27 protein-coding genes are annotated in these 26,853 nt (G+C 70.7%); 12 read left to right on the top strand and 15 right to left on the bottom strand.

Features of this window, described 5'->3' with window-relative positions:
- Positions 1-37: 37 nt before the first annotated feature.
- Positions 38-2,998 (bottom strand): AfsR/SARP family transcriptional regulator, encoded by a 2,961-nt coding sequence (locus tag B7R87_RS12770; protein WP_006348674.1) that lies wholly within the window; start codon positions 2,996-2,998, stop codon positions 38-40.
- A gap of 188 nt (positions 2,999-3,186) precedes the next feature.
- A complete protein-coding gene (locus tag B7R87_RS12765; protein ID WP_006348675.1) occupies positions 3,187-3,945 on the bottom strand; it encodes a polysaccharide deacetylase family protein in 759 nt (252 codons plus the stop codon).
- A 261-nt stretch (positions 3,946-4,206) separates the two neighbouring features.
- On the opposite strand from B7R87_RS12765, the gene B7R87_RS12760 reads away from it, so the two are divergent.
- A complete protein-coding gene (locus tag B7R87_RS12760; protein WP_006348676.1) occupies positions 4,207-5,424 on the top strand; it encodes an amidohydrolase family protein in 1,218 nt (405 codons plus the stop codon).
- A gap of 34 nt (positions 5,425-5,458) precedes the next feature.
- Here B7R87_RS12760 and B7R87_RS12755 read toward each other — a convergent pair whose 3' ends face one another.
- Complete coding sequence (locus tag B7R87_RS12755; protein WP_006348677.1) at positions 5,459-5,908, bottom strand: nitroreductase family deazaflavin-dependent oxidoreductase; 450 nt, start codon at positions 5,906-5,908, stop codon at positions 5,459-5,461.
- Positions 5,909-6,159: 251 nt separating this feature from the next.
- Positions 6,160-6,600, bottom strand: a complete 441-nt coding sequence (locus B7R87_RS12750; RefSeq protein WP_006348678.1) for an ATP-binding protein — start codon at positions 6,598-6,600, stop codon at positions 6,160-6,162.
- Positions 6,601-6,985: 385 nt separating this feature from the next.
- Between B7R87_RS12750 and B7R87_RS12745 the strand changes: the two genes are divergently transcribed.
- Positions 6,986-7,771 (top strand): DUF5753 domain-containing protein, encoded by a 786-nt coding sequence (locus B7R87_RS12745; protein WP_006348679.1) that lies wholly within the window; start codon positions 6,986-6,988, stop codon positions 7,769-7,771.
- Between the two features lie 7 nt (positions 7,772-7,778).
- Positions 7,779-8,048: a DUF397 domain-containing protein gene (locus B7R87_RS12740; protein ID WP_391116759.1), complete on the top strand. Its 270-nt coding sequence runs from the start codon at positions 7,779-7,781 to the stop codon at positions 8,046-8,048.
- 52 nt (positions 8,049-8,100) lie between these two features.
- Here the strand turns inward: B7R87_RS12740 and B7R87_RS12735 are convergent, their stop codons facing one another.
- Both B7R87_RS12735 and B7R87_RS12730 read right to left on the bottom strand, forming a co-directional pair.
- On the bottom strand, positions 8,101-9,489 hold the full coding sequence (locus tag B7R87_RS12735) for a ricin-type beta-trefoil lectin domain protein (protein WP_233168823.1): 1,389 nt from the start codon (positions 9,487-9,489) through the stop codon (positions 8,101-8,103).
- A gap of 113 nt (positions 9,490-9,602) precedes the next feature.
- A complete protein-coding gene (locus B7R87_RS12730) occupies positions 9,603-10,556 on the bottom strand; it encodes an endonuclease/exonuclease/phosphatase family protein (RefSeq protein WP_006348682.1) in 954 nt (317 codons plus the stop codon).
- A gap of 723 nt (positions 10,557-11,279) precedes the next feature.
- Here B7R87_RS12730 and B7R87_RS12725 point away from each other — a divergent pair.
- The gene (locus B7R87_RS12725; RefSeq protein ID WP_006348683.1) at positions 11,280-11,687 is read left to right on the top strand and encodes a hypothetical protein; all 408 of its coding nucleotides are present in this window, start codon (positions 11,280-11,282) and stop codon (positions 11,685-11,687) included.
- A gap of 60 nt (positions 11,688-11,747) precedes the next feature.
- Here the strand turns inward: B7R87_RS12725 and B7R87_RS12720 are convergent, their stop codons facing one another.
- From B7R87_RS12720 to B7R87_RS12700, 5 genes are all read right to left on the bottom strand, one after another.
- Positions 11,748-12,251, bottom strand: coding sequence for a hypothetical protein (locus B7R87_RS12720; protein WP_130585078.1), 504 nt, complete (start codon positions 12,249-12,251; stop codon positions 11,748-11,750).
- Positions 12,252-12,298: 47 nt separating this feature from the next.
- On the bottom strand, positions 12,299-12,607 hold the full coding sequence (locus B7R87_RS12715) for a hypothetical protein (RefSeq protein WP_006348685.1): 309 nt from the start codon (positions 12,605-12,607) through the stop codon (positions 12,299-12,301).
- Positions 12,608-12,688: 81 nt separating this feature from the next.
- Positions 12,689-13,126, bottom strand: a complete 438-nt coding sequence (locus B7R87_RS12710; RefSeq protein ID WP_130585077.1) for a hypothetical protein — start codon at positions 13,124-13,126, stop codon at positions 12,689-12,691.
- A gap of 275 nt (positions 13,127-13,401) precedes the next feature.
- Positions 13,402-13,770, bottom strand: coding sequence for a GntR family transcriptional regulator (locus B7R87_RS12705; RefSeq protein WP_006348688.1), 369 nt, complete (start codon positions 13,768-13,770; stop codon positions 13,402-13,404).
- Between the two features lie 52 nt (positions 13,771-13,822).
- Entirely contained in the window at positions 13,823-14,851 is a 1,029-nt protein-coding gene (locus B7R87_RS12700; protein WP_006348689.1) for a hypothetical protein, read from the bottom strand.
- A gap of 219 nt (positions 14,852-15,070) precedes the next feature.
- Here B7R87_RS12700 and B7R87_RS12695 point away from each other — a divergent pair, with 219 nt between their 5' ends.
- The 3 genes from B7R87_RS12695 to B7R87_RS12685 all read left to right on the top strand — a co-directional run bounded on the left by B7R87_RS12695 (position 15,071) and on the right by B7R87_RS12685 (position 17,106).
- Positions 15,071-15,544, top strand: coding sequence for a RidA family protein (locus B7R87_RS12695; protein WP_006348690.1), 474 nt, complete (start codon positions 15,071-15,073; stop codon positions 15,542-15,544).
- Positions 15,541-16,362, top strand: a complete 822-nt coding sequence (locus tag B7R87_RS12690) for an SDR family NAD(P)-dependent oxidoreductase (RefSeq protein WP_006348691.1) — start codon at positions 15,541-15,543, stop codon at positions 16,360-16,362. Before B7R87_RS12695 ends, B7R87_RS12690 begins: the two co-directional genes overlap by 4 nt.
- Positions 16,363-16,512: 150 nt before the next feature.
- Complete coding sequence (locus tag B7R87_RS12685) at positions 16,513-17,106, top strand: TetR/AcrR family transcriptional regulator (protein WP_006348692.1); 594 nt, start codon at positions 16,513-16,515, stop codon at positions 17,104-17,106.
- A gap of 68 nt (positions 17,107-17,174) precedes the next feature.
- On the opposite strand, the gene B7R87_RS12680 is transcribed toward B7R87_RS12685, so the two are convergent.
- The 4 genes from B7R87_RS12680 to B7R87_RS12665 form a co-directional block, all read right to left on the bottom strand.
- Complete coding sequence (locus B7R87_RS12680; protein ID WP_006348693.1) at positions 17,175-18,341, bottom strand: oxygenase MpaB family protein; 1,167 nt, start codon at positions 18,339-18,341, stop codon at positions 17,175-17,177.
- Positions 18,342-18,438: 97 nt separating this feature from the next.
- Positions 18,439-19,497, bottom strand: coding sequence for a polyprenyl synthetase family protein (locus tag B7R87_RS12675; RefSeq protein WP_006348694.1), 1,059 nt, complete (start codon positions 19,495-19,497; stop codon positions 18,439-18,441).
- A complete protein-coding gene (locus tag B7R87_RS12670; protein ID WP_006348695.1) occupies positions 19,487-19,825 on the bottom strand; it encodes a hypothetical protein in 339 nt (112 codons plus the stop codon). The genes B7R87_RS12675 and B7R87_RS12670 overlap by 11 nt, the downstream gene beginning before the upstream one ends.
- A gap of 258 nt (positions 19,826-20,083) precedes the next feature.
- Complete coding sequence (locus B7R87_RS12665; protein WP_006348696.1) at positions 20,084-20,539, bottom strand: GNAT family N-acetyltransferase; 456 nt, start codon at positions 20,537-20,539, stop codon at positions 20,084-20,086.
- A gap of 119 nt (positions 20,540-20,658) precedes the next feature.
- Between B7R87_RS12665 and B7R87_RS12660 the strand changes: the two genes are divergently transcribed.
- The 5 genes from B7R87_RS12660 to B7R87_RS12640 all read left to right on the top strand — a co-directional run bounded on the left by B7R87_RS12660 (position 20,659) and on the right by B7R87_RS12640 (position 26,849).
- Positions 20,659-21,414 (top strand): hypothetical protein, encoded by a 756-nt coding sequence (locus B7R87_RS12660; RefSeq protein ID WP_045853029.1) that lies wholly within the window; start codon positions 20,659-20,661, stop codon positions 21,412-21,414.
- Positions 21,415-21,553: 139 nt separating this feature from the next.
- On the top strand, positions 21,554-22,513 hold the full coding sequence (locus tag B7R87_RS12655) for an LLM class F420-dependent oxidoreductase (RefSeq protein WP_006348698.1): 960 nt from the start codon (positions 21,554-21,556) through the stop codon (positions 22,511-22,513).
- A 22-nt stretch (positions 22,514-22,535) separates the two neighbouring features.
- A complete protein-coding gene (locus B7R87_RS12650) occupies positions 22,536-23,393 on the top strand; it encodes an SDR family NAD(P)-dependent oxidoreductase (RefSeq protein WP_006348699.1) in 858 nt (285 codons plus the stop codon).
- 252 nt (positions 23,394-23,645) lie between these two features.
- The gene (locus B7R87_RS12645; protein ID WP_006348700.1) at positions 23,646-24,776 is read left to right on the top strand and encodes an LLM class flavin-dependent oxidoreductase; all 1,131 of its coding nucleotides are present in this window, start codon (positions 23,646-23,648) and stop codon (positions 24,774-24,776) included.
- A gap of 333 nt (positions 24,777-25,109) precedes the next feature.
- Positions 25,110-26,849, top strand: a complete 1,740-nt coding sequence (locus B7R87_RS12640) for an N-acyl-D-amino-acid deacylase family protein (RefSeq protein ID WP_006348701.1) — start codon at positions 25,110-25,112, stop codon at positions 26,847-26,849.
- Positions 26,850-26,853 lie beyond the last annotated feature (4 nt).

The following is a 26,853-nucleotide window of genomic DNA, read 5'->3' as shown; positions in this document are numbered from 1 at the left end:
GGCGGACCGCAGGGGCCGGGGCCGGACCGCCGGGCCGTCAGAGCGTGCTCAGCGGTGAGAGCAGCGCTCTGGCCTCTTCCGCTTCCGGTGCTCCCGCCGCTTCCAGAAGGGATCTGGCCTCCACCCAGCAGACCCGGGCGCGGTCCGCCTGGCCCAGCGCCGAAAGCGCCCGGCCCAGGGTGATCAGCACGATGCCCCGGATCCGGTCGCCGCCGATGCAGCCGATGGCGAGGGCCTGTTCGCAGTGCTGGGCGGCGCGGGCCGCGCGGCGGGCCGAGAGATGGACCTGCGCGATCCGGAAATGGGCCGTGCCCTCCCAGAGCCGCTGCCGGTTGGCCTCGAACAGGTCCAGGGCCTCGGCCAGCTGCTCCAGCGCGTCCGCGTGCCGCCCCGCCTGGGTGAGGGCGACGCCCAGCGCATAGCGGGCGTTGGCCAGCCGGAGGGTGTGGTTGATCCGCTCGTATATGGCGACGCCCTGCCGGGCCAGGTCGATCGCCTCGGGCACCCGGTCGAGGGCGAGCTGGGTACGGGAGAGGTTGCACAGGGCGCTGGCCTCGCTGGAGAAGCTGCCGTCGAGCCGGGCGCCCTCGGAGGCGCTGCACAGGAAGCCCTCCGCCGCTTCGTAGCGCCCCTGGTTGAAGGCGATGATGCCCCGGTCGTTGTCCGACCAGTACTGCGGGGCGGCGTCACCGACGGCGCGGGCCAGCTCGGCCGCGATCCGGGCCTCGTCGTCCGCGTCCTCGTAACGCCCGGCGATCAGATGCACATTGGTCGTCGACACCCGGGCCCGGGCCTCGGTCCGCAGCTCCCCGGCTGCCCGGGCGGCGTCCCGCACGGCGAGGGCGGCCAGCTCGTACAGCTTGGAGTTGGCCCCGGACTCGGCCAGCCCCTGCGCGGCCCACAGCAGATCGGCGGCGAGCTTCAGCCGCCGCCCGCCCGCCGCCTGCCGGGCGCTCGCCAGCAGGCAGTTCGCCTCCGCGTACAGCCAGTCCTGGGCGCGGCGGCGGTCGGCGAAGACCACCCCTTCGAGATTCACCGGCCCGACGTGGTCGACGAGGCGGTCGCCGGGGCGTTCGATCCCGTACACCCGGGCGGCGGTGGCGAGATAGAAGTCCAGCAGCCGGGCGAGGGCCGCCTCGCCCTCCTCGGAGGTGTCGTCGCGTTCGGCGCAGGACCGGGCGTAGAGCCGGACGAGGTCGTGGTAGCGGTAGCGGCCGGGGGCGGCGGACTCCAGCAGGGAGGTGTCGACGAGGGCCTCCAGCAGGTCCTCCGTCTCCTGGACCGGGAGCCCGAGGACGGCGGCCGCCGCGGCCAGGGACATATCGGGACCGTCCGCCAGCCCCAGCATCCGGAAGGCATGGGCCTGGCCGGGCTCCAGCTGGCCGTACCCCAGCTCGAAGGTGGCCTTCACCGCGAGATCGCCGGCCTGCAGCTCGTCGAGGCGGCGGCGTTCGTCGGCGAGCTTCTCGGCCAGCACCGACACGGTCCAGGTGCGGCGCGCGGCCAGCCGGGAGGCGGCGATCCGGATCGCCAGCGGCAGGAAGCCGCAGGCGGCGACCACGTCCAGCGACGACTGCCGCTCCGCCGAGACCCGCTCGAAGCCGACGATCCTGGAGAAGAGCTGGAGCGCCTCCTCCGGGGACATCACGTCGAGGTCGACCAGATGCGCCCCGGCGAGGTCGACCATCCGCACCCGGCTGGTGACCAGCGCGGCACAGCCCGCGGTGCCGGGCAGCAGCGGGCGGATCTGGGCGGCGTCGCGGGCGTTGTCCAGCAGGACCAGGACCCGGCGCCCGGCGAGGGTGGAGCGGTAGAGCGCGGACCGCTCGTCGAGGGTGTCCGGGACGGCGGCCTCGGGCAGACCCAGGGCGCGCAGGAAGGCGCCCAGGACCGCTTCGGGCTCGGCGGCGCGGGTGCTGGTGCCCTGGAGATCGACGTACAGCTGGCCGTCGGGGAAGCGGGGGCGGGCCTCGTGGGCGACGTGGACGGCGAGCGTCGTCTTCCCGACGCCGCCGATGCCCGCGAGCGCGGACACCGCCATCACGGAGCCCTCGGCCGTCGCGAGCTGTTCGCTCAGCTCCCGGACGAACGCGGCCCGGCCGGTGAAGTCCGGGACGGTCGCCGGAAGCTGCGCGGGCTGGGCGAGCGGCGTCGGCGCCGGATGGTGCTCGACGGGCGCGGCGAGCGCCGCGTCGGCCCGCAGGATCCGCTCCTGGAGCTGCGACAGCTCGGGATTGGGGTCGACGCCCAGCTCCTCCAGGAGCAACCGCCGGGTGTCCGCGTAGACCGCGAGGGCCTCGGCCTGGCGGCCGCTGCGGTAGAGGGCGAGCATCAGCAGCTCCCGCATCCGCTCGCGCAGCGGATGGGCGGCGGTCAGGGCCGTCAGCTCCGATACGGCCTCGGCGTGGGCCCCGACCTCCAGGTCCAGGTCGAGCCGGGTCTCCATGAGCTGGAGCCGCCACTCGTCCAGCCGGGTGCGCTGGTTCTCCGCGTAGGGGCCGGGGACATTGGCCAGCGGTTCGCCGTCCCACAGCCCCAGGGACTTGTTGATCATCATCCGGGCCTGGCCCGGATCCCCGGCGGCCCGGACCTTCTCGGCCGCGGCGGCCAGCTCCTGGGCCACGGAGAGATCGAGGGCATCCCGCTCTATCCGCAGGGCGTAACCGCCGGACTCGGAGACCAGGGTGGACGCGGAGAGCACCTTGCGCAGCCGGTGCGCATAGGTCCGGATGGCGGCCAGTGCCTGGGACGGCGGCTCCTCGCCCCAGATCGCGTCGATCAGCTCGTGCGAGGTCGCCGTCCGGCCGTCGCGCAGCAGCAGCGCGGCGAGGAGGGCCCGCTGCTGCGGGGAGCCCGGCGGGAGCGGCTGCCCGGCGCGCCAGGCCCGCACGGGACCGAGCACGCTGAAACGGAGGTCGACGGCGTCGTTGGCTCCACTGGCCTCGTTGGGCGCCGGAGTGCGCTGCTCCGGTACGCGAGGCCCGCTGTCACGGTCCATGCTGCCCCCTGCCCCCAACTGCCGGTTCGCATCCGACAGTCTGCCTTGTGTACGACGGCCCCGTCAGCAGGCGGAGCGCTTCATTCGGCTCAATGCCCGGCCCCCGGGGCCCGTAACGCCCCATGGCGATCTTCCGCCACATCCGGCAATCGTTCCTCCGCTTTCCCTTGTCGCCCCGGGCCGAAGCGTCAAGGCCGGTAGATTTCACCAGGGTTGGCCTTGGCGGGGGCCAGCAACTGGGACACCGTGACAAAGGTGTAGCCGCGCTTCTTCAGCTCCGTGACAATCCCGGGAACGGCGGGAACCGTCCCGTCGTAGATGTCATGCAAAAGAATGATTCCATCCTTCTTGGCCTGCTTGAGTATGCGGCTCTCTATGAGTGCGGAGTCGTTGGTCGAGTAGTCCTTGGCGGTCGCGTTCCAGAGGATCTGGGCCAGCCCCAGCTCCTTCGACACGGCGGTCACGTCGTCGTTGATCCGCCCCTGCGGCGGCCGCATCAGGGTGGGCTTGCGCCCGGTGATCTTCTCCAGCTCGACATTGGTCCGGGACAGCTCCTCGCGGATCTCGTCCTTCTTCAGCTTGTCGAGCCGGGGGTGGGTCCAGGTGTGGTTGGCGACCTCGTGACCCTCGTCGGAGAATCGTTTCACCACCTCGGGCCACTTGGTCAGATGGTTCCGGCCCATCACGAAGAAGGTCACCGGGACCTTCTCCTTCTTGAGGTAGTCGAGCAGCTGGGGGGTCTTCTTGCCCGGGCTGGAGTCGAAGGTCAGCGCGATGCACTTCACCTTCTCGCAGTCGGTGGTCCCCGGAGCCGGCTCGCCCTTCGCGTCCCCGCGCGCGGTCGCGGGCGCGGTGGTCTCCATACCGCAGCCCGCGAGTACGGGCACGGCGAGTGCGACGAGCGCCGCGGCGGCTGCCAGACGGACGTTCCTCCTGGTGGCGGGCATGACGGGGATCCCCCTGGGTTTTTTGGAGCGGTCACTTCCGCTTGCACACTACACACGGCGTGCGGCGCGCTCGGCGGGGGCACAGGGAAGGACGCGGCGGAGGGGGTCGTGGTTCCCCGGGGTGCTGGAGAGGCCCGTGTGGCTGGTGGGGTGTGTCCGGCCAGGGCGCCCGCCTTGCCGGTCCGGCCCCGTCGCTCCGGTGCCGTACCGCCGGTGAACCAGCTTGCTGACGAACCGTCAGATCGGCGCTACCGTGAATCCATGGAGACCTTCCCGAAGATCATCTCGGTGGACGACCATACGGTGGAGCCCCCTCATGTCTGGCGGGACCGGCTCCCGTCGAAGTACGCGGACACCGCCCCGCGCGTGGTCCGCGCCCCCCTGAAGGAGCTGACCTTCCTCGGCGGAAAGTTCGCGCCCGTCATGGGGGAGAAGGGGGACGACGGCCCGATCGGTGACTGGTGGCTCTACGAGAACCTCCGCCGCCCCCTCACCCGCCTCGACACCGCCGTCGGCTACGACCGCGACGAGATCAGGCTCGAAGTGATCACCTACGAGCAGATGCGGCCCGGCTCCTACAGCGTCCCGGAGCGCCTCGCGGACATGGATGTCAACCACGTCCAGTCCGCGCTCTGCTTCCCCACCTTCCCCCGCTTCTGCGGCCAGACCTTCACCGAGGCCAAGGACCGCGAACTGGCCCTGCTCTCGGTCCGCGCCTACAACGACTGGATGGTCGAGGAGTGGTGCGGCCCCGAGGCGGCGGGGCGGCTGATCCCCCTCACCCTCGTCCCCCTCTGGGACGCGGAACTCGCCGCCGCCGAGGTCCGCCGCAACGCCGCCCGGGGCGTGCGCGCGGTCGCCTTCTCGGAGATCCCCCCGTTCCTGGGACTGCCCTCCGTCCACAGCGACGACTGGGACCCCTTCCTCCGCGCCTGCGACGAGACCGGAACGGTCATCGCCATGCACATCGGCTCGTCCTCCCGGATGCCGTCCACCTCCGCCGACGCCCCGCCCGCCGTCGGCTCCACCATCACCTTCGCCAACTGCTGCTTCTCGATGGTCGACTGGCTGATGAGCGGCAAGTTCGAACGCTTCCCCCGCCTGCGGATCATGTACGCGGAGGGCCAGATCGGGTGGATCCCGTACATCCTCGAACGCGCCGACGTGGTGTGGGAGGAGAACCGCGCCTGGGGCGGGGTCGCGGACAAGGTGCTGCGCCCGCCGTCCGAACTCTTCGCCGAGCACATCTACGGCTGCTTCTTCGACGACCCCTTCGGGCTGCGCAATCTCGACGCGATAGGCGCCGGCAATGTGCTGTACGAGACGGACTACCCCCACTCCGATTCGACCTGGCCCAAATCCCGCGAGGTCGGTGAGGCGCAGATGGGCCACCTCGCCCCGGACGTGGTGGAGCGGATCGTCCGGGGCAATGCGATCGACCTGCTGGGCCTGACGGCGGATGGCCTCTGGGCGGGCTGATCCCTACGCTCTGCAGCTCTACGGCCCTACGGCTCTACGGCGCTGTGCGCTCCAGCGCGACCACGGGGATCACCCGGCTGGTCCCGGCCTGGTACTCCGCGAAGGCCGGGACCCGCTCGGCCTGCGCCGCGTACAGCCGGTCGCGCTCCTCGCCCTGGAGGGCGACCGCGGTGGCCTCGTACGTCTCCACCTCACCGCTCCCGGTCCCGACCTCCACGGTCACCCTGGGGTGCGCGGAGATGTTCCAGTACCAGGCGGGGTGCCGGTCGGCGCCACCGTTGGACGCGAAGACCAGCACCCGGTCGCCGTCCTGCGTGTACGCCAGCGGGGTCGTCGTCACCTTCCCGGTGCGGGCGCCGGTGGTGGTGAGGAGCACCAGCGGAAGGTTCTCGAACATCCCGCCGACCCGGCCCGCGTTCCCCCGGAACTCCTCGATGATCTTCTGGTTGAACTCCGACGGTGACATCGGCTGCTGCTCGGACACGATCGGCCCTTTCGCCGGCGGTGACGCGACGGCGCGGTTGCCGCCACGAAAGGGGATCCTCGCACCCCTCGGCGCCCTTCCCGGCGAACCCACCGCGTGATGGCCGGAGAGCGGCTCCCAGTACGGCGGCTCCGTGACGACCAGCCCCCGGGCGAGGCTGCTCGGCAGTATGACGACGTCCGGCCACGCTTCCAGCAGATTCAGCGGCCTCGCGGGGAGGCGCGTACCTGCCTCTGTGGGTCGCTGCCCGTTCACGCCGCCTCCCGGTCGACCCGCAGCGCACACCAGGCCCCTCCGGCCGTCACCCCCCACCCGTCCGCCAGTACGGCCACCAGATGCAGCCCCCGCCCGTTCTCGTCGAGCGGCCCGGACTCCCGCATCCGGGGCACCCGCGGACTGGCCGACCCCACCTCCACGAACAACCGCTTGTCCGTCCGCCACATCCGGATGTCCACGGCACCCTCGCCGTGCACGAGCGCGTTGGTCACCAGCTCGGAGACGATCAGATCCACGGCATCGGTGAGATGGTCCAGCCGCCACAGCCGGGTGTGGGCCTGAGCCGCGTACCGCATGAGTCCGGGCCACAGCCGGTCCTCGTCGGTGAGCGGATCACCGGCCTTCCCGGACCGGTTCAACCGCACTTCAAATCCGGCCGCGGGTACCGGAGCCGGTTCGGTCGTGATGGTGCTCATGACGAGTCCCTCTCGCAAGCCCGTTGGGTTGTCGTGCAGGCGTGCGAATCGCCACCTTGCAGAGTGGTTCTGCGGCAAGGTCGTGCCTGCGTGTGCTGCCTCAACTACCGTGACGGCGGGACTGAACGAGTCGCAATACGAACACCGCTGAATACCCTGCGAGTGGCCAAAGTGGACTATGCGGGGGCGTGCTCAACGGCCGTCGGCGCCTGCACAGAGGCGCGACGGACCTGCACAGCGGCATACTGAACACGCACACGGGCCCTGGAGGGGTGCGCAGGTGGGAGCCAAACGCGGGGCGACGGGCCGTCGCCTGGAACTAGGCATTCAACTCCGGCAGTTACGGGAGAACTGTCCGCCCGTCGAGCGGGCCGGTGGCAGAGGCATGAGCCGCAAGGAGGCCGTTCGGGGGCTGAAGGACTTCTCCGAGGCGACCCTCACGAGGATCGAACTCGGTGAACTCAACTTCCGACGAAACGTCGGGGTACTGCGGACGCTGCTGAAGCGGTACAGCGTGACGGACGAGCAACTCGTTGAGGAGCTGGTCGCGCTGAACCGGGAGGCGCCGAACGAGGAGTGGCTGACGCAGTACCGCAGTTTCATGCCACCTGGCATGCCGCATTACGTGGGGCTTGAAGCAGAGGCGGTCGCCATCACGGCGTACCACCCGACGGTGGTGTTCGGGATGCTCCAGACTGCGGAGTACGCCAAGGCCATCTACGAGATGAGCCGCCCGGTAGAAGACACCACTACAGAGTTCGTCAACCGCAATGTTGAACTCCGAATGGAGCGCAAGCGCAGGGTTCTGGTACGGGAGAAACCAGTACGGCTTCGAATCATCCTGGGTGAAGCGGCGCTGCGGATCCCAGTGGGTGACCATGACGTAATGCGTGGCCAGTACGAGGAGATCATCCGGCTGGCGAGCCTGGATCACGTCTCGATACAGGTTCTCCCGTTCCGTCGTGGGTACCGTGCCGTCCACGACTTCCGAATCCTCGATCTCGGGGACCTGCCATCCCGGGTACAGACGGACAACGCATGGGGTGCGATCTCCACCTCGGACAAACCGCAAGAGGTGAGCCGGTTCATGCGTCGGTTCAATTCGATGGTGGGTGTGGCCCTCGGGGTCGAGGAAACCATCGCCTTTGTGACGGAACTAGCGAGAAGGTAGTAGAGCCATCAATACTCACTCCGCGATAGAGCTGATCCCTGCCGGTCCGTGGTTCAAGTCGTCCTACAGCGACGGCACGGGGAACGAGTGCGTCGAGGCCGCCTGGTTCAAGTCCTCGTACAGTGACGGAACCGGCAACAACTGTGTCGAGGTCGCTGACCTCGCCACCCACATCGGTATCCGCGACTCCAAGGTCAAGGACGGTCCGGCTCTCCATATCCCCACCGCTGCCTGGTCCTCCTTCGTGACCTTCGCCGCCCGGGCACCGCGCCTGTAAGACCGCTTTGGGGTGCTCCTCTTCTCCAGCAAGGGGAGCACCCCGATGGCCATCACCCACCCCACCGCCAGTACAGCTCCGGCATCGGCTGCTTCCCGCAGGCGGAGAGCTTCAACTGCGGGTTCTGCCGGTCGCGGGCGTCCCAGTGGGCGGGGAGTTCGCGGTCGTCCTGGTACAGACAGCGATTCCCGCTCCCCGAGATCTGCCAGGCAGTCCGCTTCCACGAGGTGCTCTGCCACGGCATCCGGGTCCACTGCTGGTCCGGGTCGCCGGGCTTGCACGACGTGAGCCGGGCAGACCCCTCCGACGCGGTCAGACAGGAGCCCCGGTCGCTCCGGAGCCGGATCGTCTTGTCATGGCCCAGATCCCACTTCTGTGAGGCCGACCCGTCGCAGGCGCGGATATCGACCTTGCCGGAGTCGGCGTGGAGACACTGCTCCGGACTGCGGCTCGTGAAGAACGTGGTGCGGCCGATGTCTCCCATCAGCTCACCGGCGCGCGGGTCCCGTGGGGTCTGCTGGTACTGGCGGTGGATCCACAGGCTCCAGTCCTTCTTGAGCGGGCCCTTGAAGGGGGCGACGTTCGCACACGTCCCCGTGGCACGGCATTTCCGGTTGGCGATGTACCAGCGGGCCACCTCGTCCTTCTCGGCGGACTCGGCGGCGGTGAGGTTCGGCTTCAGCGGGGACATGGTGTAGCCGAGGTAGGAGGACACCGGGATCCCGAGGGCGTAGCCGACCTTCCTGAGGTACCGGGCGGTGATGCCGTGGTCGCTGTGGTCGACGCCCCCGCCGAGGCCGAAGGCGAACGAGGCGTTGTCGTGGTCCATGGTCAGAATGCGTTCGGCGCCGCTCAGCCGGGTCAGGGCGGAGACCGTCGCGAGCAGTTCGCTCTCCGTATAGCTCCCGCTGCCGCCCTGGAACGGCTCGATGCTGTTCCTGTTCCCCTCGAAGAGCTTGAGGAGGCTGTTCGGGCTCCCGCCTTGGGGGAGTCCGTCGTGGAGGTCGAGGAAGGTCAGCCGTACATCGGTGTCCCGGTCCTTGTCGGCGAGGAGATAGGACCGGACCCGTACGCCGTCCGCCTGCACATCGGCCCGTTTCCAGTCGTTGGAGGCCTCCGCCATCTCCGCGTAGGCCGCCCGTACGCCGTACTCCCGGCGGTCGACGTACTCCACTGCCTTCAGCCGGTTCTTCTTGCCGTCGTCGCCCGCGGTCAGATAGACGGTGTCGACGCGGCATCCGGCGCGGATGGTGTGCCTGATCTCCGGGGTCAGGAAGAACACGTCGTCGTCGGGGTGGGCCACGCCGACCAGGGTTCCGCGGCACGACGGCGCATCCTGGGCCCGGGCCGGTCCGGCCGTCGTGTCCGGCGGGGGGTAGCAGGCGGCTGCCAGCAGGGCGGCACACAAGGCCAGCGCGGCCGCACGCGAGCGACTGCCCACCGGGTCCCCCTCCACCGTCGACGTTTCCCTGCTGGGGAGCATCTTCCGGAGTACGGGGGAGGGCCAACCGACACGCCGACGAGCCGCCCGCCGACGGCAGCCGGTCCCCGTCCCTACGGGGTGGTGACAGTGGCGGTGGCGTCGACGATGCGGTGGTCGGAGCAGGGGATGAAGGTGCCGGAGCGGTTGACGCAGCGGTCGCGGGCGACGGGGAGGGCGTCGGCCTGGTAGGAGACGAGCCGGCTTTCCGCGACGAACACCAGGTCGACCTTGGCGGGCTGCCCGCACTTGCCCGCGAGGGTGCCTTCGGTGGTCTGCTCGCCCCAGCCGGGGCAGAGCGGGTCGAGGTCGTCGAGTTCGCGGAAGATCCCGCTGTTGTTCCCGTTGTGGGCGCTCGCGACGGAGGGCGCGTACCAGTCGTCGAGCAGACCGTCATGGGGCTGGACGTTGAAGTCCCCGGCGGTGATCACCGTGCCGCCGGTGGTCGTCCAGTCCTGCATCCGGGTCCGTACGGTGTTGAGCTGGGCCGTCTTGTAGGTGGCGTTGAAGGTGATGTGCGTGGTGCAGAACCGGAGGCCGCCGGGCTGTCCGGCGACGGGTACGCAGAGGAGCTTGCGGGCCTTGTCGCCGTCGTAGGGCAGGGTGATCCGGTCGGTGCCGGTCGGCGCGAACCGGCTGAACACGGCCACCCCGTACGGATCCTGGTCGGGTCCGCCGCCGTCGTTGCCGCACAGGTCGGCGTTCGCATCGGGCATGGGCTCGAAGCGGGCGAAGTTGGTCGCGCTCTGCGGCCAGCCGGCGGCCTGGAGGCCCTTGAGGACGGCCTGGTACTGGTCGGGGCAGACCTCGTTGAGGGAGATGAAGTCGGGGTTCCGGTGGCTCAGGGAGCCCAGGATCGCGTCGACGAGGCCGTTCGCCGTGGACCCGAAGTTGTTGGCGTGACCGGCGACGTTCCAGTGCCAGATCCGGTACGTGGCCGTGCCGGGCGCCGCCGGGGAGGCCACAGCGGGCACCGCCCCGGCGGGCAGGGCGAGCAACGCGACGAGCATCAGCACGAAGGTCTTCATCCTGCGCAAGGTGTCCCCCTGATCAGCACGCTTGTTCCCCGGCCCCGGCCGCCGGACCGGGTCCGCATCCGACCGTTCGGATCGTCACACGGGATGCGTGTATCGCGCCAGGACATTCCAGGGGTGATAGGCGGCGCTGCGCGCGGCACGGGCGACCGGCCATGCGGGCGAGAGGGATTGACTGGTGGATGCAGGTTGTCAGGAGATGCCGTTCTTTCGACAGGTGTGGGGCGGGAGTGGGCCGGAATTGCATGTGCTGGGCCGAGCGGGTGGTCATTTTCGATCATTCGTGGCGAACGCCTCGGCCGGGTCGTTTCCATGATGACCACATCAGCCTCCCGGTACCGAAAGGACCGCCATGAGTTGGCTCGACGATGTTCTTCGCGTTGTCCAAGTTCTCGAACCCATCATCATCCCTCTCATCTCGGCTAGCGACCGCGATGTGAAGCACGACATCAAGCCCATCTCCTGAAACCGCCGCTCCCTGTTGCCGGTGAGCTGACCGACTCCGCTCACCGGCTGGAGTACTCAACCGAAAGGGATCGGCATGGCCAACCTTGACGAGATTCTGCGCATCGTCCAAGTTCTCGAACCCATCGTCGTCCCTCTCGTCACGGCGCTCAGCGACCGTGATGTGAAGCACGACATCAAGCCCATCTCCTGAATCCGTTGACCCCCTGTTGCCGGTGAGCGGGGAAACTCCGCTCACCGGCTGGAGTGCATATGCGCATCATCGCCACCATCCGCGGTATCAAATCAGCGTTCTTCGCACCCCGCCCTCCGCGGACCGAGAGAGCCGAACCCCTCACCCGGGCGCAGATCCTCGCCCTTCTCGACGAACTCCCCATCAGCGAATGGCGCTACGACTGGGATCCCGACAGCCTCCACCTCGGCCCCATGGCCCAGGACTGGTGGGCCGCCTACGGCTACGGCAGGCGTAATACGGTCATCGAACCCGTCGATGCCCAGGGCGTGCTGATCGCTGCCGTGCAGGAACTGTCCCGACGCGTGCGGCAACTGGAAGAACGCCAGGCCGCGGGCGCGAAGCTCCCGGAACCTCACCCCGGAAGCGACGTTCCGGCGACGGACCGGCCCGCCGGAACCACCCTCACGGAGGCTCACGGCGGATGACCACCCCGGTCTCCGCCGGATACGAACCGCCCGGAACCGCGACCGGTGTCGGTGCCCGGGTCAGCCGGTGGACACCGCCAGATCCGCGCCCGTCCGCTCGGTGTCGCCGATGCCTTCGGGACGCATGACCCGGATCAGCGACTGTCGGCCGTTCCGCTCCACCGCGGATACGAGCATCTCGGTCAAGGGAGTGCCGGACTCCTGGGCGGCCAGCAGCAGCCGGGTCTCCCGTTCGCCCTGGGCGACGACGGTGACGGTGTAGGAGAGGGTGGTGGAGTCGTATCCCATCGTCATCGCAGGGCAGGCCCGGGCCGCGTCCAGAATCCGCCGGGGAAAGGCGGTGGTCCCCGTGAACTCGCGGAGCAGGAGATAGGAACCGCGCTTCTCATGGCGGAATCCGGTGACCTCGTCCTCGGGAGCACGACGGTCCAGCAGCTCCACAAGGGGCCGGCACGAGGCCGGTGAGACCTGGCCGAGGGTGGCTTCCGCACCGCTGAGGACGGATTCCCTCTTCCAGCCCGCGCCGTCGAGACCGCCCCGCTCCGTGGCTGTGCACCCCGCCACCGCCAGAAGCAGGGCGAGGGTTCCGTACCTCGTCGACCGCCGCCGGTTCACTCGATTCCCAGGTATCCGATCAGCTCTTTGGAGTGGGCGGCCGCCAGATCCACCAGTTCACCCAGGACGACCGGTTCGTCCGTCTCCAGCGTCAGCACGGCATGGACTTCGGGACCCAACAGGACGTGTTCCGGGGAGGCGCTGTCCTGGGCCGCATATCCGGGGGACTCGTCCGGAGGCGTCAACTGCCGCACCACATAGGCGAAGACGATGTCCTGCGGGGTGACCATCCGGCCGTGGCGGACCCGGCAGACCTCTTGGGCGAGGTTGAGCAACTGGACTGCCTGCGGTTCCAGTTCCCGCATTTTTCCTCCTCGTCAGTGCGGGGCGCGCGGTACTCCGGCCGGAGTACCACGCGCCCCCAGGTTCGGTCCGGGCCGGCCGTATCAGCCGTTGCGGACGAGGTAGCGGGTGGGAGAGTAATACGTCGGCAGCGCAAAGATATTGCCGTGCTGCCCGAAGTGGGTTCCCTTGGTGCGGTAGTGGTACCCGCCGATCCGCTTGGCTGCGGAGTCATTGACATGGATGGTCTTGGCGGTGGAGTAGCTGATGACCTTCTTGCCCTGGTTCCGCCATTTACCGCTGCGGTACAGCTGGATCTGTGCGCTGGTATTCGCCTTGTCGAGGTTGTCGGAGCACTTGACCTGCACAAAGCCCTTGGCGTTCTTGCCGCTCGTGGACCAGGGCGTACCCACACCCTTGTTCCAGGAACATGTGATCTTATGGGCCGATGCGGGTGTCGCGCTGACCATGACTCCGAGAGTGGCGATCATTCCGGTCGCCGTGGCGCCGGCCAGGATCTTGGTTATCTTGATTCTGCTCACGTGGATCACCCCGTTAGAGATCTTTGACTGATGTGAGCGGGTTTCTCCAGACCTTCCTGCACGGGGAGCACGGAAGCGAATGTTCCAGGGGATTTGGCGAGTTCCCATGGATATCACGTGGTAATGGCCGGTCTTTATGGCGCGACTGTTCGAGCAGAGCCGTACATTCCGAGTGCTTTTGTCACGCCGCGGACCCGGAACCGCCGAATGGTGCCGGGCGGGCTGTGGAAGCGGGAGAGGGTCTCCGGGGTGGGGCGGGGTGGGTCAGGGCCCGGTCAGCGGGTGCTGTCCGGGCTGAGGGTGCCGCGGATCAGGGTGAGGAGTTCCTCGTCGGAGAGGCCTATCGCACGCGCCTCCGCGGCGAGTTCATGGATGCGTTCGATGAGGCGGCCGTGGCCGGGGCCGGCTCCGTCGCTGATTACCGCGCCCCGGCCGCGGCGGAGTTCCACCAGGCCCTCGTCGCGCAGCTTCTGGTAGCCGCGGAGCACGGTGTGGAGGTTTATCTCCAGGGACGTCGCCAGCTCGCGGGCGGCGGGGAGCCGCTCTCCCGGTCCGGCGGAGCCGTCGGCGAGAGCGCGCCGGACGGAGGCCGCGACCTGGTCGCTGAGGGAGAGCGGCGACTGGTGGTCGATTCGGAAGAGCATGTCTCGCTCTCAGGGTGGGATGGATTGGGGTGGGGACGGGGGTAGGGGCGGGTCAGCCGGCCGTCGGGCGGCGCTCCCGGTCGGCCAGGGCGTTCAGCGTCGCCGCCGCGGTCGTCGCGTCGTCCACGGTCACCAGAAACGTACCGCCCGATGCCTGGCTGACGGCGAGCGCGTCACCCGACCGCAGGATCACCCCGCGCGCCCCCGCCCGGGCCCGGTAGCCCCAGCCGCCGAAGTCGCGTACGGCGCTGACCGGGCGGGTCGCGGCGGACGATATCTCCGCCAAGGGGACGTGGACGCGCGGGGCTCGCAGTCCCGCCGGGGTGACCGTCAGCCCGCGGGCGTCCGCCGTCACCCGGACCCGGCCGGTCGCGGCGAACAGCAGGCCCAGGGGGATGGCCAGGGCCAGCAGCCACCAGCCGGCGAACGCACCCAGCGCGGTCAGCCCGGCGCAGGTGATCGCGCCCGCCGCCCACATCCCCGGCGCGGTGACCGTCCGGGTCCAGACGATCTGCTCCCCGGGGCGGAGCGGAAGCCGCTCGCCCTCGCCCGCAGGTATGTCCTGGTCCGCCGCGACCGGGTCCGGCCCGGCGGTGAACCAGGCCAGCGCGCCCGCCGCGGCACCGGTCGCCGCGGCGGCGGCTATCTGCCAGTCGGAGAAGCGGACGGCGGCGGGATCGGCGGCGCCGGAGTTGGCGAAGAGGAGCATCACCGCCAGATAGCCGACGAGCGCGATCGTGCCCGCGCCGACCGCGAGCAGCAGCCGGGGCGCGGCCGTCGCCTGCCGGACACCCGAGGTGAAGCGGGCCGTCGCACCGAAGAGGGCGCCGAGCCCGAAGAGGGAGAGCACGGCGGCCAGAACGAACGTGCCCCGGCCGGTGAAGTCGTCGGCGCGGCCGTCCTCCCCGACATGCGTGGCCAACTGGGCCGGGAGTTCGTTCCGTACGGAAGCGAAGACCGCCAGGAAGACCGCGGCGGCCACGACCGGCGGTGCGGCCAGGACGCACCCGCGCCGCAGCCGCGCGGCACGGGTCCCGGCGGACGGTTCCGGCGTGGGGGCCTGGGTCGCTGATCGTCTCACTTCACCCTCCAACCGGTTCGGTTAGTTCTATGTCTACTAGAACAATAGAGCGTGGAGGGGCCTGAAGGGAAGGGGGAGGGGAGGTGGCCGTGCTCGCGTCGGCTCAGGGTGTTGATTTTTGGTCATTGACCAACTTTACTGAGAGGGAAAGTTGGTCAATGACCAAAATCGAAGGTGGTGAACGGTGCCCGACCACGCCCCATACGAGAGGACCCGGCCGTGATCGAACATGTCGACCCGCCCGCGTTGGCCCCGCCGATCGGAGGCCTCTACCACCATCTCGCGATCGTCCGCTCGGGATCCGTCGTCGCGATCGCGGGCCAGATCGCCCTGGACTCCGAGGGCCGTCTCGTCGGCGAGGGCGATCACGCGGCCCAGGCCGAACAGGCGTTCCGTAACGTCGCCGCCGCGCTGGCCGCGGTCGGCTGCGGTCCGCGCGACCTGTTGCAGCACACCATCCACGTCGTGGGGCACCGCCCCGAACTGGTCGAGCCGATCTTCGCGGCCGGGCGGCGGGCCTTCGGCGGCCACTGGCCCCGCACGGCGAGCACGTTCATCGGCGTCCAGGCCCTCGGTCACCCCGCATGGCTGATCGAGGTCGACGGCCTGGCGGTCGTCCCCCCGTCATCCCGGCTCACTCCGCACGGTCGGCAGGAACCGGCCGCCACCGAAGAACACAGGAGCACGACATGACCACGGAGACGAAGACCTGGTTCATCACCGGAGCCTCCAAGGGCTTCGGCAGGCAGTGGGCCGAAGCCGCCCTGGAACGGGGTGACCGCGTCGCCGCGACGAGCCGTACCCCCGGCGCGTTCGACGATCTCGTCGCCTCCCACGGCGACAAGCTGCTGCCGCTCCGGCTGGACGTCACCGACCGCGCCGCCGTCCACGCCGCCGTGCGCCGGGCCGCCGACCGATTCGGCCGCCTCGACGTCGTCGTCAACAACGCGGGCTACGGCCTGTTCGGCATGGTCGAGGAGATCAGCGAAGAGCAGGCCCGGGCGCAGATCGACGTCAACCTGCTCGCCCCGCTGTGGGTCACGCAGGCCGCGCTGCCGCACCTGCGCGCCCAAGGCGGCGGACACATCATCCAGGTCTCCTCCATCGCGGGCGTCTTCTCGCTGCCGGGCCTCGGCGGCTACCACGCATCGAAGTTCGGCCTGGAGGGATTCACCGCCAGCCTCGCCAAGGAAGTCCGGGGCTTCGGCATCAAGGTCACCCTGGTCGAACCCGCCGGATACGCCACCGACTGGGCCGGGCCCTCCGCCGTCCACGCCGAACCCCTGCCCGCCTACGACGGCTTCCGCGCCGCCATGCAGCGCCCGGCCGGAGTGCGCGGCGAGCCGACCGCCACCCGCGAGGCGATCCTCACCGTCGTCGACGCCGACGAGCCGCCCCTGCGGATCTTCTTCGGCAACGGGCCGCTCGATGTGATCCGGGCGGAGTACGCGTCCCGTATCGAGGAGTGGGAGCGCTGGGACGCGGTCTCCCGGGCGGCGTCCGGCACCTGAGCAGGCCCTGAGCCGGTACTGAGCAGGCCCTGAGCCGGTACGGGGCGGGCCCTGAGCAGGACCTCCCAGGCCCTACGCCCTGGTCAGGCCGCTTGTACCATGAGCCGCCGGATCACCGGTGGGTGACGGAGAGCGGAACGGGACACGAGGATGCGCTGGACGCTGGACGATGTGATCGCGGCCGCGTTCACCACGCTCGAAGCCGACGGCCTCGACAAGCTGACGCTGCGCGGGGTCGCCCGCACCCTCGGCTCCCACCTCAACTCGGTGAGCTCGTACGTGAAGACGAAGCAGACACTCATCGAGACGATGGCCGACCACATCGTCGGCTCCGTCGACGTCACCCACCTGCCCGACGAACCCGTGGAGCGGGCCCGAACCGTCGCCACCCGCTACCGGGACGCCCTGCTCGCCCACCGCGACGGCGGCCGCCTGGTCGCCGGTACCTTCAGCGGTACGGGCAAGACCCTGCGGGTCGCCGACACCATCGTCGGCGCCCTGCTGGACGCCGGACACCCCGAACCGGACGCCGCCCGCCTCTGCTGGTCCATCGTCTACTTCACCCTCGGCCTCACCCAGGAGCAGCAGACCCCCTCCGACGGTTCCCGCGGCTCGTTCCACGACCTCGTCGCCACCGGCAGCTACCCCGCCCTCGCCCGGATCGGTGAGCACCTCATGGTCACGGACTCCTTCGACGACCGCTTCCACTACGGACTGTCCCGGCTGCTGCCTCCGGGCGCCTGAACCCTCGAACGGGCCGCGAGGCGGCGGTCCCGCGCACGGCGCACTCCGGGGCCGTACGCCCCCGGGGCTCAGCCGACCGTCACCGGCGGCGGGCTCCAGCGCTTCTTCGGCGGCACCCCGCCCGACACCCCGAACTCCTTCTTCAGCTGCTCCGGGATCGCGTAGTGCATCACCCGGCCCCGGGTCAGCGCCGACAGTTCGAAGACCGACACCAGATCCCCCAGCTTGTCGAGCGCCCACGCCCCGTACGGCGAACGGTCCTCGACGGTCTCCAGCACCCCCAGCAGATGCGGGACCGCCTTCACCGCCGTGTCCCACGGGGTGCGCGGCACCCCCAGCCAGTCCCCGCAGGTGTCCCCGACCAGATGGCGGACCAAGGCGCCCACGATCGGGTCGAAGAGCGTCCCCGGGACCACCTCCTCGTACATCTCGACGAGCTGCCGGGTCAGATTGACGCCGTCCTCCGAGGGGCCCATGTGCAGGGTCATATAGAGATCGGAGAACTGCCGGGCCTCCTCCAGGGTCTTCGGCACCGCCTCCTGGTCGACCCCGAGCATCGCGCCGACCACCCGCCACGCGTAGTAGTAGGCGTCCGCGCCCTCGTTGCTCATATGGACGCCGAGCCGGTGCAGACTGTCGAGCACCAGCATGGAGAAGAACATCTGCCCGCCGATCATGTCCTCCAGGCAGATCGGCACCCCGTCGGTCTCCGTGTCCCAGCGGCCCTCGCGCAGCAGATGGTGGCGGATCGACGCGTGCAGCAGCCGTACCTTCTGCGCCGCCGGTACGAAACGGCTGCCCGCCTCGAAGGCGTCCGGCCGCATCAGATAGACCACGAACTGCCCGGTCTCCGCCATCCGCTTCGACGGATACGCCAGCGAATGCGTCGCCGACAGCAGTTTCGCCACCCGCGGTACGACGTAGCAGGCGGGCATCGAGGCGAACGACAGCGCCGTGGAGATATGGACGTTGTTGTCGATGAAGAAGAGCCGCGCCTTCTCCATCTCGCCCCAGTCGACCCACGCGGGCGGCGCGGCGGTCGCCGCCAGATACTCGCGGGCCACGTCCGGCAGCCCCTCCGGCAGCGGGGAGCCCGCGGTGGAGACGTACCGCATCAGGGTGTTGAACGTCCCGACGTCACCGCTCTCGAACAGTGCGGCGACGGTGGCGTCCGCCAGTTCGTCACCGGTGTTGCGCAGCTCCTTCAGGGACTCTTCGGTATAGGGGTACGGCATCGGGCGTCCTGCCTCTCGTGTCCGTTGTCCGTTGTCCGGTGTGCGTGTCCGTGTCCGTGTCCGGCGCCGGGCCGCACCGGGGCGGGCCGCGGGGGTGTCAGAACTGGCGGACCGCCGCCGAATGCGCCAGGGCCGCCAGCGCAGCCGCCGCCGGACGCGGTACGGCGACTTCGTCCAGGGCGCGGGTGGCCTCCTCGACCCGGGCGGTGATCATCCGTTCGATCCGGCCGGGCGCGTCGAGCCGGTTCATCAGGGTCCGTACGGAATCGACCCCGGCCGCGTCCAGGGACCGGCCCCGGCCCAGCAGCGCCCGCAGCTCGGCCCGTTCGGACGCGTCCGCCGCCCGCCAGGTCTCCGCCAGCAGCGCGGTGGGCCGGGCCGTCCGCAGATCGTCCGGGGCCGCCTTGCCGGTCCTGGCCGGGTCGCCGAACAGGCCCAGCAGATCGTCCCGGAGCTGGAAGGCCTCACCGAGCGGCAGCCCGTACGCCGAGAAGCCCGCCCGCAGCCGCTCGCCCGCACCCCCGAGCACGCCGCCGATCAGCAGCGGCTGCTCGACCGTGTACTTGGCGGTCTTGTAGCGGATCACCTTCAGCGAGGTCGCCGTATCGGGCGGGGTGCCGGTACGGAGGATCTCCAGGCACTCGCCCGCGATCAGCTCCCTGGCCAGCGCCGACCACAGGGGGCGGGCCCGGGCCAGATAGGCGGCGGGCAGCCCGCTGCCGGCGAACAACTGCCCGGCCAGCGATATCAGCAGATCCCCGACCAGCATCGCCAGCGACCGGGCCGCACCCGCCGTCCGCTGCCGCTGCCGCAGCCCGGAGCGGAGCGCGATATGGACGGTGGGCCGCCCGTGCCGCAGCGGACTGTCGTCGATCAGATCGTCGTGCACCACGGCCGCCGCATGGACCAGCTCCATCGACGCGGCGGCCAGCAGCAGCGCATCGCTGTCGGGCTGTCCGGCCGCGCGCCAGCCCCAGTAGCAGAAGGCGGCGCGCAGCCGCTTGCCGTCCGCGACGGCGGCCTCGACCTGCTCGGCGACGGGCGCCAGATCGGGGTCGATGGCGACGAGCCGGTCCGCCTCCCCGGCGACGAAGCTGCGCAGGGCACCGTCGACCCGGAGCTTGAAGGCCCCGGGGTCGTAGCGGTCAGCCGTCATGGGCATGGGCGCCGGTCGCGTACCGGGACTGCCGGGCCAGCAGCTCCAGATGGGCCGGTGGCCGGGTGGTGTAGCGGTCCAGGGCGAGCCGGCCCCGGGCCCTGAGGTCCTGGCCCGCTTCGGCCGCGAGATCCCCGGTGTCGGAGCGGCGCAGCAGGCCCCGCGCGGTGTCGACGGCGGTGCCGACCGCCGTACCGACCGTGCTCAGCACCAGATCGGCGAGCCCGGCGGCCACCAGGACCACCTGCTCCGCGAACTCCTCGTCCGGTTCCACGTCCCGTGCGGGCCCCGGCCACCCGCTGTCCGGTCCCGATTCCCGTTCCGTCATGGCGTTGCCGCCCCCCTTGTCCCGGTTGTCCGGTTATCCGGTCGTACCCCCGTCCCCGGGCAAGGGTCCCGGGCGCGCGGGGGCCGGTGCGAGGGCGGAGGGCGATGACCGCTCCAACGGGGGACCCGTACGCAAGCTCATGCGGATTCGCCCCCCCGTTGTGGGCAGGCATTCCGCGGGGCGGAACGGGTGGGCACAACGCCCCGCGGCGCGGTCACTGTTCCGGTGCGCCCGCCCGGGCGGCTGCCCACAAAGTGGTCAGAGGGCCCGTTCGAAGCAGAGGGATTCCGGGGCGTCCCGGTACGGTCCGAACGCGGGGATCGGGGTGTAGCCGGAGCGCGTGTAGAAGCGGACCGCGGCCTGCTGGCGGTCGCCCGTCTCCAGCCGCAGCGCACTCCAGCCGAGGTCACGGGCCCGGGACTCCAGGGCTTCGAGCACGGCGGCCGCGGCGCCGGAGCCCCGGGCGGCAGGGGTCGTGTACATCCGCTTCACCTCGCCCGTGACGGCGTCGAGCGCCCGCAGCCCGCCGCAGGCGACGGGGGTGCCGTCGGGGGCGTACGCGAGCACGAAGGCGGCGATGTCGGCCGCCGACGGTGGTGCGCCGGGCTCACTGTCGGGTGTGCCGTACATCGCGGCTATCTCGGCCCGCTGGGCGTCCCGCAGCGCGACGGCGTCGGGATCGGACCAGGGCACGTCCTTGATCGTGAAGTTCATGCCGGAATTGTCACCGGGGAGTGTTTCGGGAATGTGTCCCGGTCCTGCCGGGGGCCACCGGGCTCCCGGGTTTCCGGTGGTCAGGGGGAGTGTCGGTGGTGGCCGGTACCGTCGCGCGTATGGACATGGTGACGGGGATACGGGACGCGGTCGCCGGCCGCGCCGCCGCGTGGGACTTCATCCGGGCCTTCGCGGCGGAGTGGAGCGCCGCGCCGCTCACCGAGCGGGACGGCTGCGGTGCCGGGGAGATCGCGGCGGCCGAAGTGCGGCTCGGGCTGCCGCTCCCGGCCGCGCTCAAAGAGGCGTACGCCCTGCTCGGGCAGCGGCCCGACCTCACCGACAACCACGACGCGCTGCGCCCGCTCGCGGAGCTGGAGGTGGAGACGGACGAGCGGGGGACGGCGCTGGTCTTCCGCGACGAGAACCAGGGCGTGTGCCGCTGGGGCATCCTCCTGGCCGACCCGGAGCGCGCAGCCGATGGCGGTGCCGACGGTACGGACCCCGACGACCCGCCGGTCGTGGTCCGGCTCGACCTCCAGGACACGTCGGAGGAGCGGTGGGAGCCGTGGCTCGGGCGGGTGTCGCACTGCTTCGTGGAGATCGTGCTCGCGGAATCGGTCCACGAGCCGGAGGAGCTGACGGCCATGCTCGTCGACGACGAAGGCGAGGTGGGGGAGGTGGGGGAGGTGGGGGACCTCGCCGCCGAGGAGGGCCTCGTCCGGCTGCCGTTCCCGGACTATCCGCCGGGCGACGCCCGGCCCACCCGCTGGTACGCGGGCCCGGATCTCCTGGTCAGGGGCGACAGCGTGGCCTATGTCAGGGCCCGTACGGAGGAGGCGCTGGAGCTTTTCCTCGGACCGGACGAGGAGGAGTAGGGCGAGGCCGTCTCCTTCCGGTCCCGCACCCGGGCCCGGCCGGAGTGCGGCGTGGCCTTGTCTCCCGCGCCGCCAGGTATCACGATGGCTCCAGCCGAGATATGACGTACCGTCAGATTCACGCCGAGGAGGCCGCCGGATGCCTGCGCGGACCCTGCCCACCCTGCCCCGAGGACTGCTCTCGTACGGGATGCAGCTTCCCGTCCAGTCCCAGAGCACCCTGTACGCCGAGCCGTGGGAGGACCGCGCCGGGGCCGAGGAGCTCGTCGAGGTCGCCCGTACCGCCGATCGCACCGGCTTCGCCTATATCGCCGTCTGCGACCACATCGCTGTCCCGCGGCGGCTCGCCGCTGCCATGTCGACCGTCTGGTACGACCCCGTCGCCACGCTCTCCTTCCTGGCCGCCGCCACCCGCCGGGTCCGGCTGCTCAGCCATGTCGCGGTGGCCGGGCTGCGCCATCCGCTGATCACCGCCAAGCAGTACGCCACCCTGGACCACCTCTCCGGCGGACGGCTGGTCCTCGGGGTCGGGGCCGGGCACGTCCGGGAGGAGTTCGAGGCGGTCGGCGCCGACTTCGACGGGCGCGGACGGGTGCTCGACGAGACGATCGACGCCCTGCGCGCGGCCCTGGGGGCCGAGGAGTTCCCGGAGCACCGGGGTGAACTGTTCGCCTTCTCCGGGCTCGGCCAGCGTCCCCGGCCCGCCCAGGAGCACGTACCGCTCTGGGTCGGCGGCTCATCGCCCGCCGCCGTGCGCCGGGCCGCGCTCAAGGGCGACGGCTGGCTGCCGCAGGGCGACCCCCGCGCCGAACTGCCCGCGAAGATCGCCCGGCTGCGGCGGCTGCGGGAGGCGGCCGGTATCGAAGCGCCCGCCGAGATCGGCGCCATCGCGGAACCGCTGTACGTGGGCGAGCCCGGTTGGCCGGTGGGGCGGCGGACCCTGAGCGGGAAGCCGGAGGAGCTCGCGGAATCGCTGCGCGCCTACGCCGATATGGGCGTGACGCAGATACAGGTCCGGTTCCGCAGCCGTAGCTGCCGTGAGCTGACCGACCAGATGGCCGCCTTCGCCGCCGAGGTCGCCCCGCAGCTGAACCCTTGAGGAAACGTTGGGAGATGGGCCGATGAGCAGCGGTACGGGTACGGACGCGGGTACGGGTACGGACGCGGGTACGGATACGGGCGGGGGCGCGGGCGGCGGGAAGCTGGCCGGGCGGACCGTGCTGATCACGGGGGCCGCGCGCGGACAGGGCGAGGCGGAAGCCCGGCTTTTCGCCGCCGAGGGCGCCCGGGTCGTCCTCGGGGACATCCTCGACGAGCAGGGCGCGGCCGTCGCCGCCGACCTGGGCGAGAAGACCGCGGTCTACGTCCGGCTCGACGTGAGCCGGGAGGAGGACTGGGCGGCCGCCGTCGCCACCGCCAAGGACCGGTTCGGGCGGATCGACGGACTGGTCAACAACGCGGGCGTATCGCGCTTCAACCGACTGGTCCGCACCCCGGCGGCCGAGTTCCAGGAGATCACCCAGGTCAACCAGGTCGGGGTCTTCCTCGGCATCAAGGCCGTGGCGCCCGAGATCGAGGCGGCCGGCGGCGGCACGATCGTCAACATCGCCTCGTACGCGGGTATGACGGGCATGGCATATCTGGGCGCGTACACCGCCTCCAAGCACGCGGTGATCGGGCTGACCCGGGTCGCGGCACTGGAACTGGCGGCCAAGGGTATCCGGGTGAACGCGGTCTGCCCGGGGGCGGTGGACACCCCGATGACCGACCCGACCGTGCTCAACCCGCGCGCCGATCCCGAGGAGGCCCGTGAGTCGGCCGCGGCGCTCTACCGCAAGCTGGTGCCGCTGGGCCGGGCCGGGCGGCCGGAGGAGATCGCCCGGCTGGTGCTCTTCCTGAGCTGCGAGGACTCCTCGTACATCACCGGGCAGCCGATCGTCATCGACGGGGGCTGGCTGGCCGGGGTCACCGCGGTCTGACCCCGTCCCGTACCGAATGTATCTGACGCACCATCAGCTATTGACGTCGCGGAGGGGCGGTGGAACAGTCGACCGCAGTTATCTGACGATGTGTCAGTTGTGGTGGGTCGGGGATGGATGCGGCGGATGCCGGAGCGCCGGGCCGCCGCACCACCGGGAAGGCCCGGAACGAGAGCGCCCGGGAGCCGACACCATCGCGCACGAACCCCGCCGGGACCCAGAACCTCCAGAACCGAGGACGGTGAACCACCCGTGGAATTCGGGATCTTCGTACAGGGATACGTCGGAAAGCGCGCCGAGACCGACCCGCTCGCCGAGCACAAGGCGCTCATGGAGGAGACCGAGTACATCGTCGCCGCCGACCGGGCCGGCTTCAAATACGCCTGGGCCTCCGAGCACCACTTCCTGGAGGAGTACTCCCACCTCTCCGCCAACGACGTCTTCCTCGGCTACCTCGCCCACGCCACCGACCGCATCCACCTCGGCTCCGGCATCTTCAACCCCCTCGCCCCCGTCAACCACCCGGTCAAGGTCGCGGAGAAGGTCGCGATGCTCGACCACCTCTCCGAGGGCCGGTTCGAATTCGGCTCCGGACGCGGCGCGGGCAGCCACGAGATCCTCGGCTTCCTCCCCGGCATCACCGATATGAACCACACCAAGGAGATGTGGGAGGAGACGATCGCGGAGTTCCCGAAGATGTGGCTGCAGGACGAATACGAGGGCTTCACCGGCCGCCACTGGTCCCTGCCGCCGCGGAAGGTGCTCCCCAAGCCGTACGGGGCGGCCCATCCGCCCATGTGGTACGCGGCGGGTTCGCCGCCCTCGTACGCCATGGCCGGACGGAAGGGCCTCGGCGTCCTCGGCTTCAGCGTCCAGAAGGTCTCCGATATGGAGTGGGTCCTGGAGTCCTACAAGACGGCGGTCGGAGAGGCGGAGCCCGTCGGCGCCTTCGTCAACGACAACGTCATGGTGACCTCCACCGCGATCTGCGCGGAGACCCACGACAAGGCCGTCGAGATCGCCGTCTCCGGCGGGCTCAACTACCTCCAGTCGCTGCTCTTCCGCTACCACGACACGTTCCCGCGCCCCGAGGGCATCCCCGAATGGCCCGAGCTGCTGCCCGACTACACCGCCGAGATCGTCGAACTCCTCATCGCAGAGGAGCTGATGATCTGCGGCGACCCGGACGAGGTCCGCAGGCAGTGCAAGCGCTGGGAGCAGGCGGGCGCCGACCAGCTGTCCTTCGGGCTGCCGATCGGCATCTCGTACGAGGACACCATGACCACGATCCGGCTGATCGGTGAGCACGTGATCCCGCATATCGACACCGATCCGGTGCACCGCACCACCCGCTTCCGGCAGACGGCGACCGGAGCGGCGTGACCGCCGCGCCGCGCCGGAGCGGTCCCGCCGTCTGACGGGCCCGACGTGCTCCGCCGGAGCCGTCCGGCCGTCTGATGTGTCCGGCGCGCCCGGACCGGCGGCCGGAACCGCAGGGTCCACCGGGCCCACCGGCGGCCGGAACCGCCGGAACCGCCGGGCCCACCAGGTCCGCTGGGTCCGCCGGGTCCACCGGCGGCCGGAACGCCGGGCCCCCCGGCCCGCCGGGTGCCGGGGCGGGACGGCCCGCCGCCCGCCCGGGAGAGACCGGGAGCGAGAGGTCAAGACCCGCGGCCGCTCCGCCTAGGCGACCGCGCCCCAGGGAGGAGAGAGACGATGCTCGACCACCTCGTCCGGTCCGCGACCGTCGTGGACGGCACCGGAACGAGCGCGTACCCCGCCGACGTCGGCCTGCGGAACGGCCGGATCGCCGTCGTCGCCCCGCCGGGCACCGTCACCGAGACGGCCCGCACCACGGAGGACGCCGCCGGTCTGGTGCTCGCCCCCGGCTTCGTCGACCCGCACACCCACTACGACGCCCAGCTCTTCTGGGACCCCTACGCCACCCCGTCCCTCAACCACGGCGTCACCACCGTCGCGGGCGGCAACTGCGGTTTCACCCTCGCCCCCCTCCACCCCGCCCGCCCCGCCGACGCCGACTACACCCGGCGGATGCTGGCCCGCGTCGAAGGCATGTCCCTGATCGCCCTGGAAGAGGGCGCGCCCTGGAACTGGCACACCTTCGGCGAATACCTCGACGCGCTGGAGGGCCGGATCGCCGTCAACGCCGGATTCATGGTCGGCCACTGCGCGCTGCGGCGGCACGTCATGGGCGAGGACGCGATCGGCGGCCGGCCCACCGCCGAACAGCTCACGGCGATGGTGGACCTGCTCCACGACGCTCTGCGCGCCGGTGCCTGGGGACTGTCGACCACCCAGTCCGGCACCCACTCCGACGGGGACGGCAGGCCCGTCGCCTCCCGCCACGCCCGCCCCGACGAACTCCTCGCGCTCTCCCGGGCCGTCGGCGCACACGAAGGCACCCAGCTGGAGGCGATCGTCGCCGGCTGCCTCGACCGCTTCAGCGACGACGAGATCGACCTCTTCGTCGCCATGACCGCAGCGGCCGGACGCCCGCTCAACTGGAACGTCCTCACCGTCGACGCCGCCGTCCCGGACCGGGTGCCCCGGCAGCTGCTGGCGAGCGAACGGGCCCGGGCCGCGGGCGGCCGGATCGTCGCCCTCACCATGCCGATCCTCGCCCCCATGAACATGTCCCTCGGCACCTTCTGCGCGCTCAACCTGATCCCCGGCTGGGGCGAGGTCCTCGGCCTCCCGGTGCCGGAGCGGATCGCGCGACTGCGCGATCCGGAGGTACGGGCGGAGCTGCTGCGCCGCGCCGACTCCCCGGAGGCCGGGGTGTTCCGGCGGCTCGCGGACTTCGCCCGGTACGTCATCGGGGACACGTACAGCACCGAGAACGAGGGGCTCACCGGCCGGGTCGTCGCCAATATCGCCGCCGAACGCGGGCAGGACCCCTTCCACTGCCTGGTCGAGATCTGCGCCCGCGACGGACTGCGGACCGTGCTCTGGCCGATGCCCACCGACAACGACCCCGCCTCCTGGGAGCTGCGGCGGCGCACCTGGGAGCACGAGGACGTGCTCCTCGGCGGCTCCGACGCGGGCGCCCATCTGGACCGGATGTGCGGAGCCCCGTACACCACCCGCTTCATCGGGGACTGTCTGCGCGGCCGGAAGCTGGTGCCGCTGGAGACGGCGGTCCGGATGCTCACCGACGATCCCGCCCGCCTGTTCGGGCTGCGCGGACGCGGCCGGATCACCGAGGGCCACCACGCCGACCTCGTACTCTTCGACCCCGAACGGATCGACGCCGGGCCCGCACAGCTCGTCCACGATCTGCCCGGCGGCAGCCCCCGGCTCGATGCGAAGGCGATCGGGGTGGTGTCGGTGCGGGTCAACGGGGTCGAGACGATCCGCGACGACCGGGTGACCGGAGCCGTACCGGGGACCGTGCTGCGGTCCGGCCGGGACACGAGAACGGTGCCGACCCGGTGACCGG

This window comes from Streptomyces tsukubensis, from assembly GCF_003932715.1.
In the GTDB taxonomy this organism is placed as follows: domain Bacteria; phylum Actinomycetota; class Actinomycetes; order Streptomycetales; family Streptomycetaceae; genus Streptomyces; species Streptomyces tsukubensis.
This window is presented reverse-complemented; position numbering and strand designations above follow the sequence as displayed.

What these genes read in the sequence shown, in the direction of transcription:
- B7R87_RS12650 (WP_006348699.1), top strand. Translation starts at nt 22,536, where the DNA reads ATGAGCAGCGGTACGGGTACGGACGCGGGTACGGGTACGGACGCGGGT.
- B7R87_RS12660 (WP_045853029.1), top strand. Translation starts at nt 20,659, where the DNA reads ATGGACATGGTGACGGGGATACGGGACGCGGTCGCCGGCCGCGCCGCC.
- B7R87_RS12670 (WP_006348695.1), bottom strand. Translation starts at nt 19,825, where the DNA reads ATGACGGAACGGGAATCGGGACCGGACAGCGGGTGGCCGGGGCCCGCA.
- B7R87_RS12665 (WP_006348696.1), bottom strand. Translation starts at nt 20,539, where the DNA reads ATGAACTTCACGATCAAGGACGTGCCCTGGTCCGATCCCGACGCCGTC.
- B7R87_RS12655 (WP_006348698.1), top strand. Translation starts at nt 21,554, where the DNA reads ATGCCTGCGCGGACCCTGCCCACCCTGCCCCGAGGACTGCTCTCGTAC.
- B7R87_RS12725 (WP_006348683.1), top strand. Translation starts at nt 11,280, where the DNA reads ATGCGCATCATCGCCACCATCCGCGGTATCAAATCAGCGTTCTTCGCA.
- B7R87_RS12680 (WP_006348693.1), bottom strand. Translation starts at nt 18,341, where the DNA reads ATGCCGTACCCCTATACCGAAGAGTCCCTGAAGGAGCTGCGCAACACC.
- B7R87_RS12770 (WP_006348674.1), bottom strand. Translation starts at nt 2,998, where the DNA reads ATGGACCGTGACAGCGGGCCTCGCGTACCGGAGCAGCGCACTCCGGCG.
- B7R87_RS12730 (WP_006348682.1), bottom strand. Translation starts at nt 10,556, where the DNA reads ATGAAGACCTTCGTGCTGATGCTCGTCGCGTTGCTCGCCCTGCCCGCC.
- B7R87_RS12685 (WP_006348692.1), top strand. Translation starts at nt 16,513, where the DNA reads ATGCGCTGGACGCTGGACGATGTGATCGCGGCCGCGTTCACCACGCTC.
- B7R87_RS12690 (WP_006348691.1), top strand. Translation starts at nt 15,541, where the DNA reads ATGACCACGGAGACGAAGACCTGGTTCATCACCGGAGCCTCCAAGGGC.
- B7R87_RS12760 (WP_006348676.1), top strand. Translation starts at nt 4,207, where the DNA reads ATGGAGACCTTCCCGAAGATCATCTCGGTGGACGACCATACGGTGGAG.
- B7R87_RS12765 (WP_006348675.1), bottom strand. Translation starts at nt 3,945, where the DNA reads ATGCCCGCCACCAGGAGGAACGTCCGTCTGGCAGCCGCCGCGGCGCTC.
- B7R87_RS12745 (WP_006348679.1), top strand. Translation starts at nt 6,986, where the DNA reads ATGAGCCGCAAGGAGGCCGTTCGGGGGCTGAAGGACTTCTCCGAGGCG.
- B7R87_RS12640 (WP_006348701.1), top strand. Translation starts at nt 25,110, where the DNA reads ATGCTCGACCACCTCGTCCGGTCCGCGACCGTCGTGGACGGCACCGGA.
- B7R87_RS12675 (WP_006348694.1), bottom strand. Translation starts at nt 19,497, where the DNA reads ATGACGGCTGACCGCTACGACCCCGGGGCCTTCAAGCTCCGGGTCGAC.
- B7R87_RS12705 (WP_006348688.1), bottom strand. Translation starts at nt 13,770, where the DNA reads ATGCTCTTCCGAATCGACCACCAGTCGCCGCTCTCCCTCAGCGACCAG.
- B7R87_RS12715 (WP_006348685.1), bottom strand. Translation starts at nt 12,607, where the DNA reads ATGCGGGAACTGGAACCGCAGGCAGTCCAGTTGCTCAACCTCGCCCAA.
- B7R87_RS12750 (WP_006348678.1), bottom strand. Translation starts at nt 6,600, where the DNA reads ATGAGCACCATCACGACCGAACCGGCTCCGGTACCCGCGGCCGGATTT.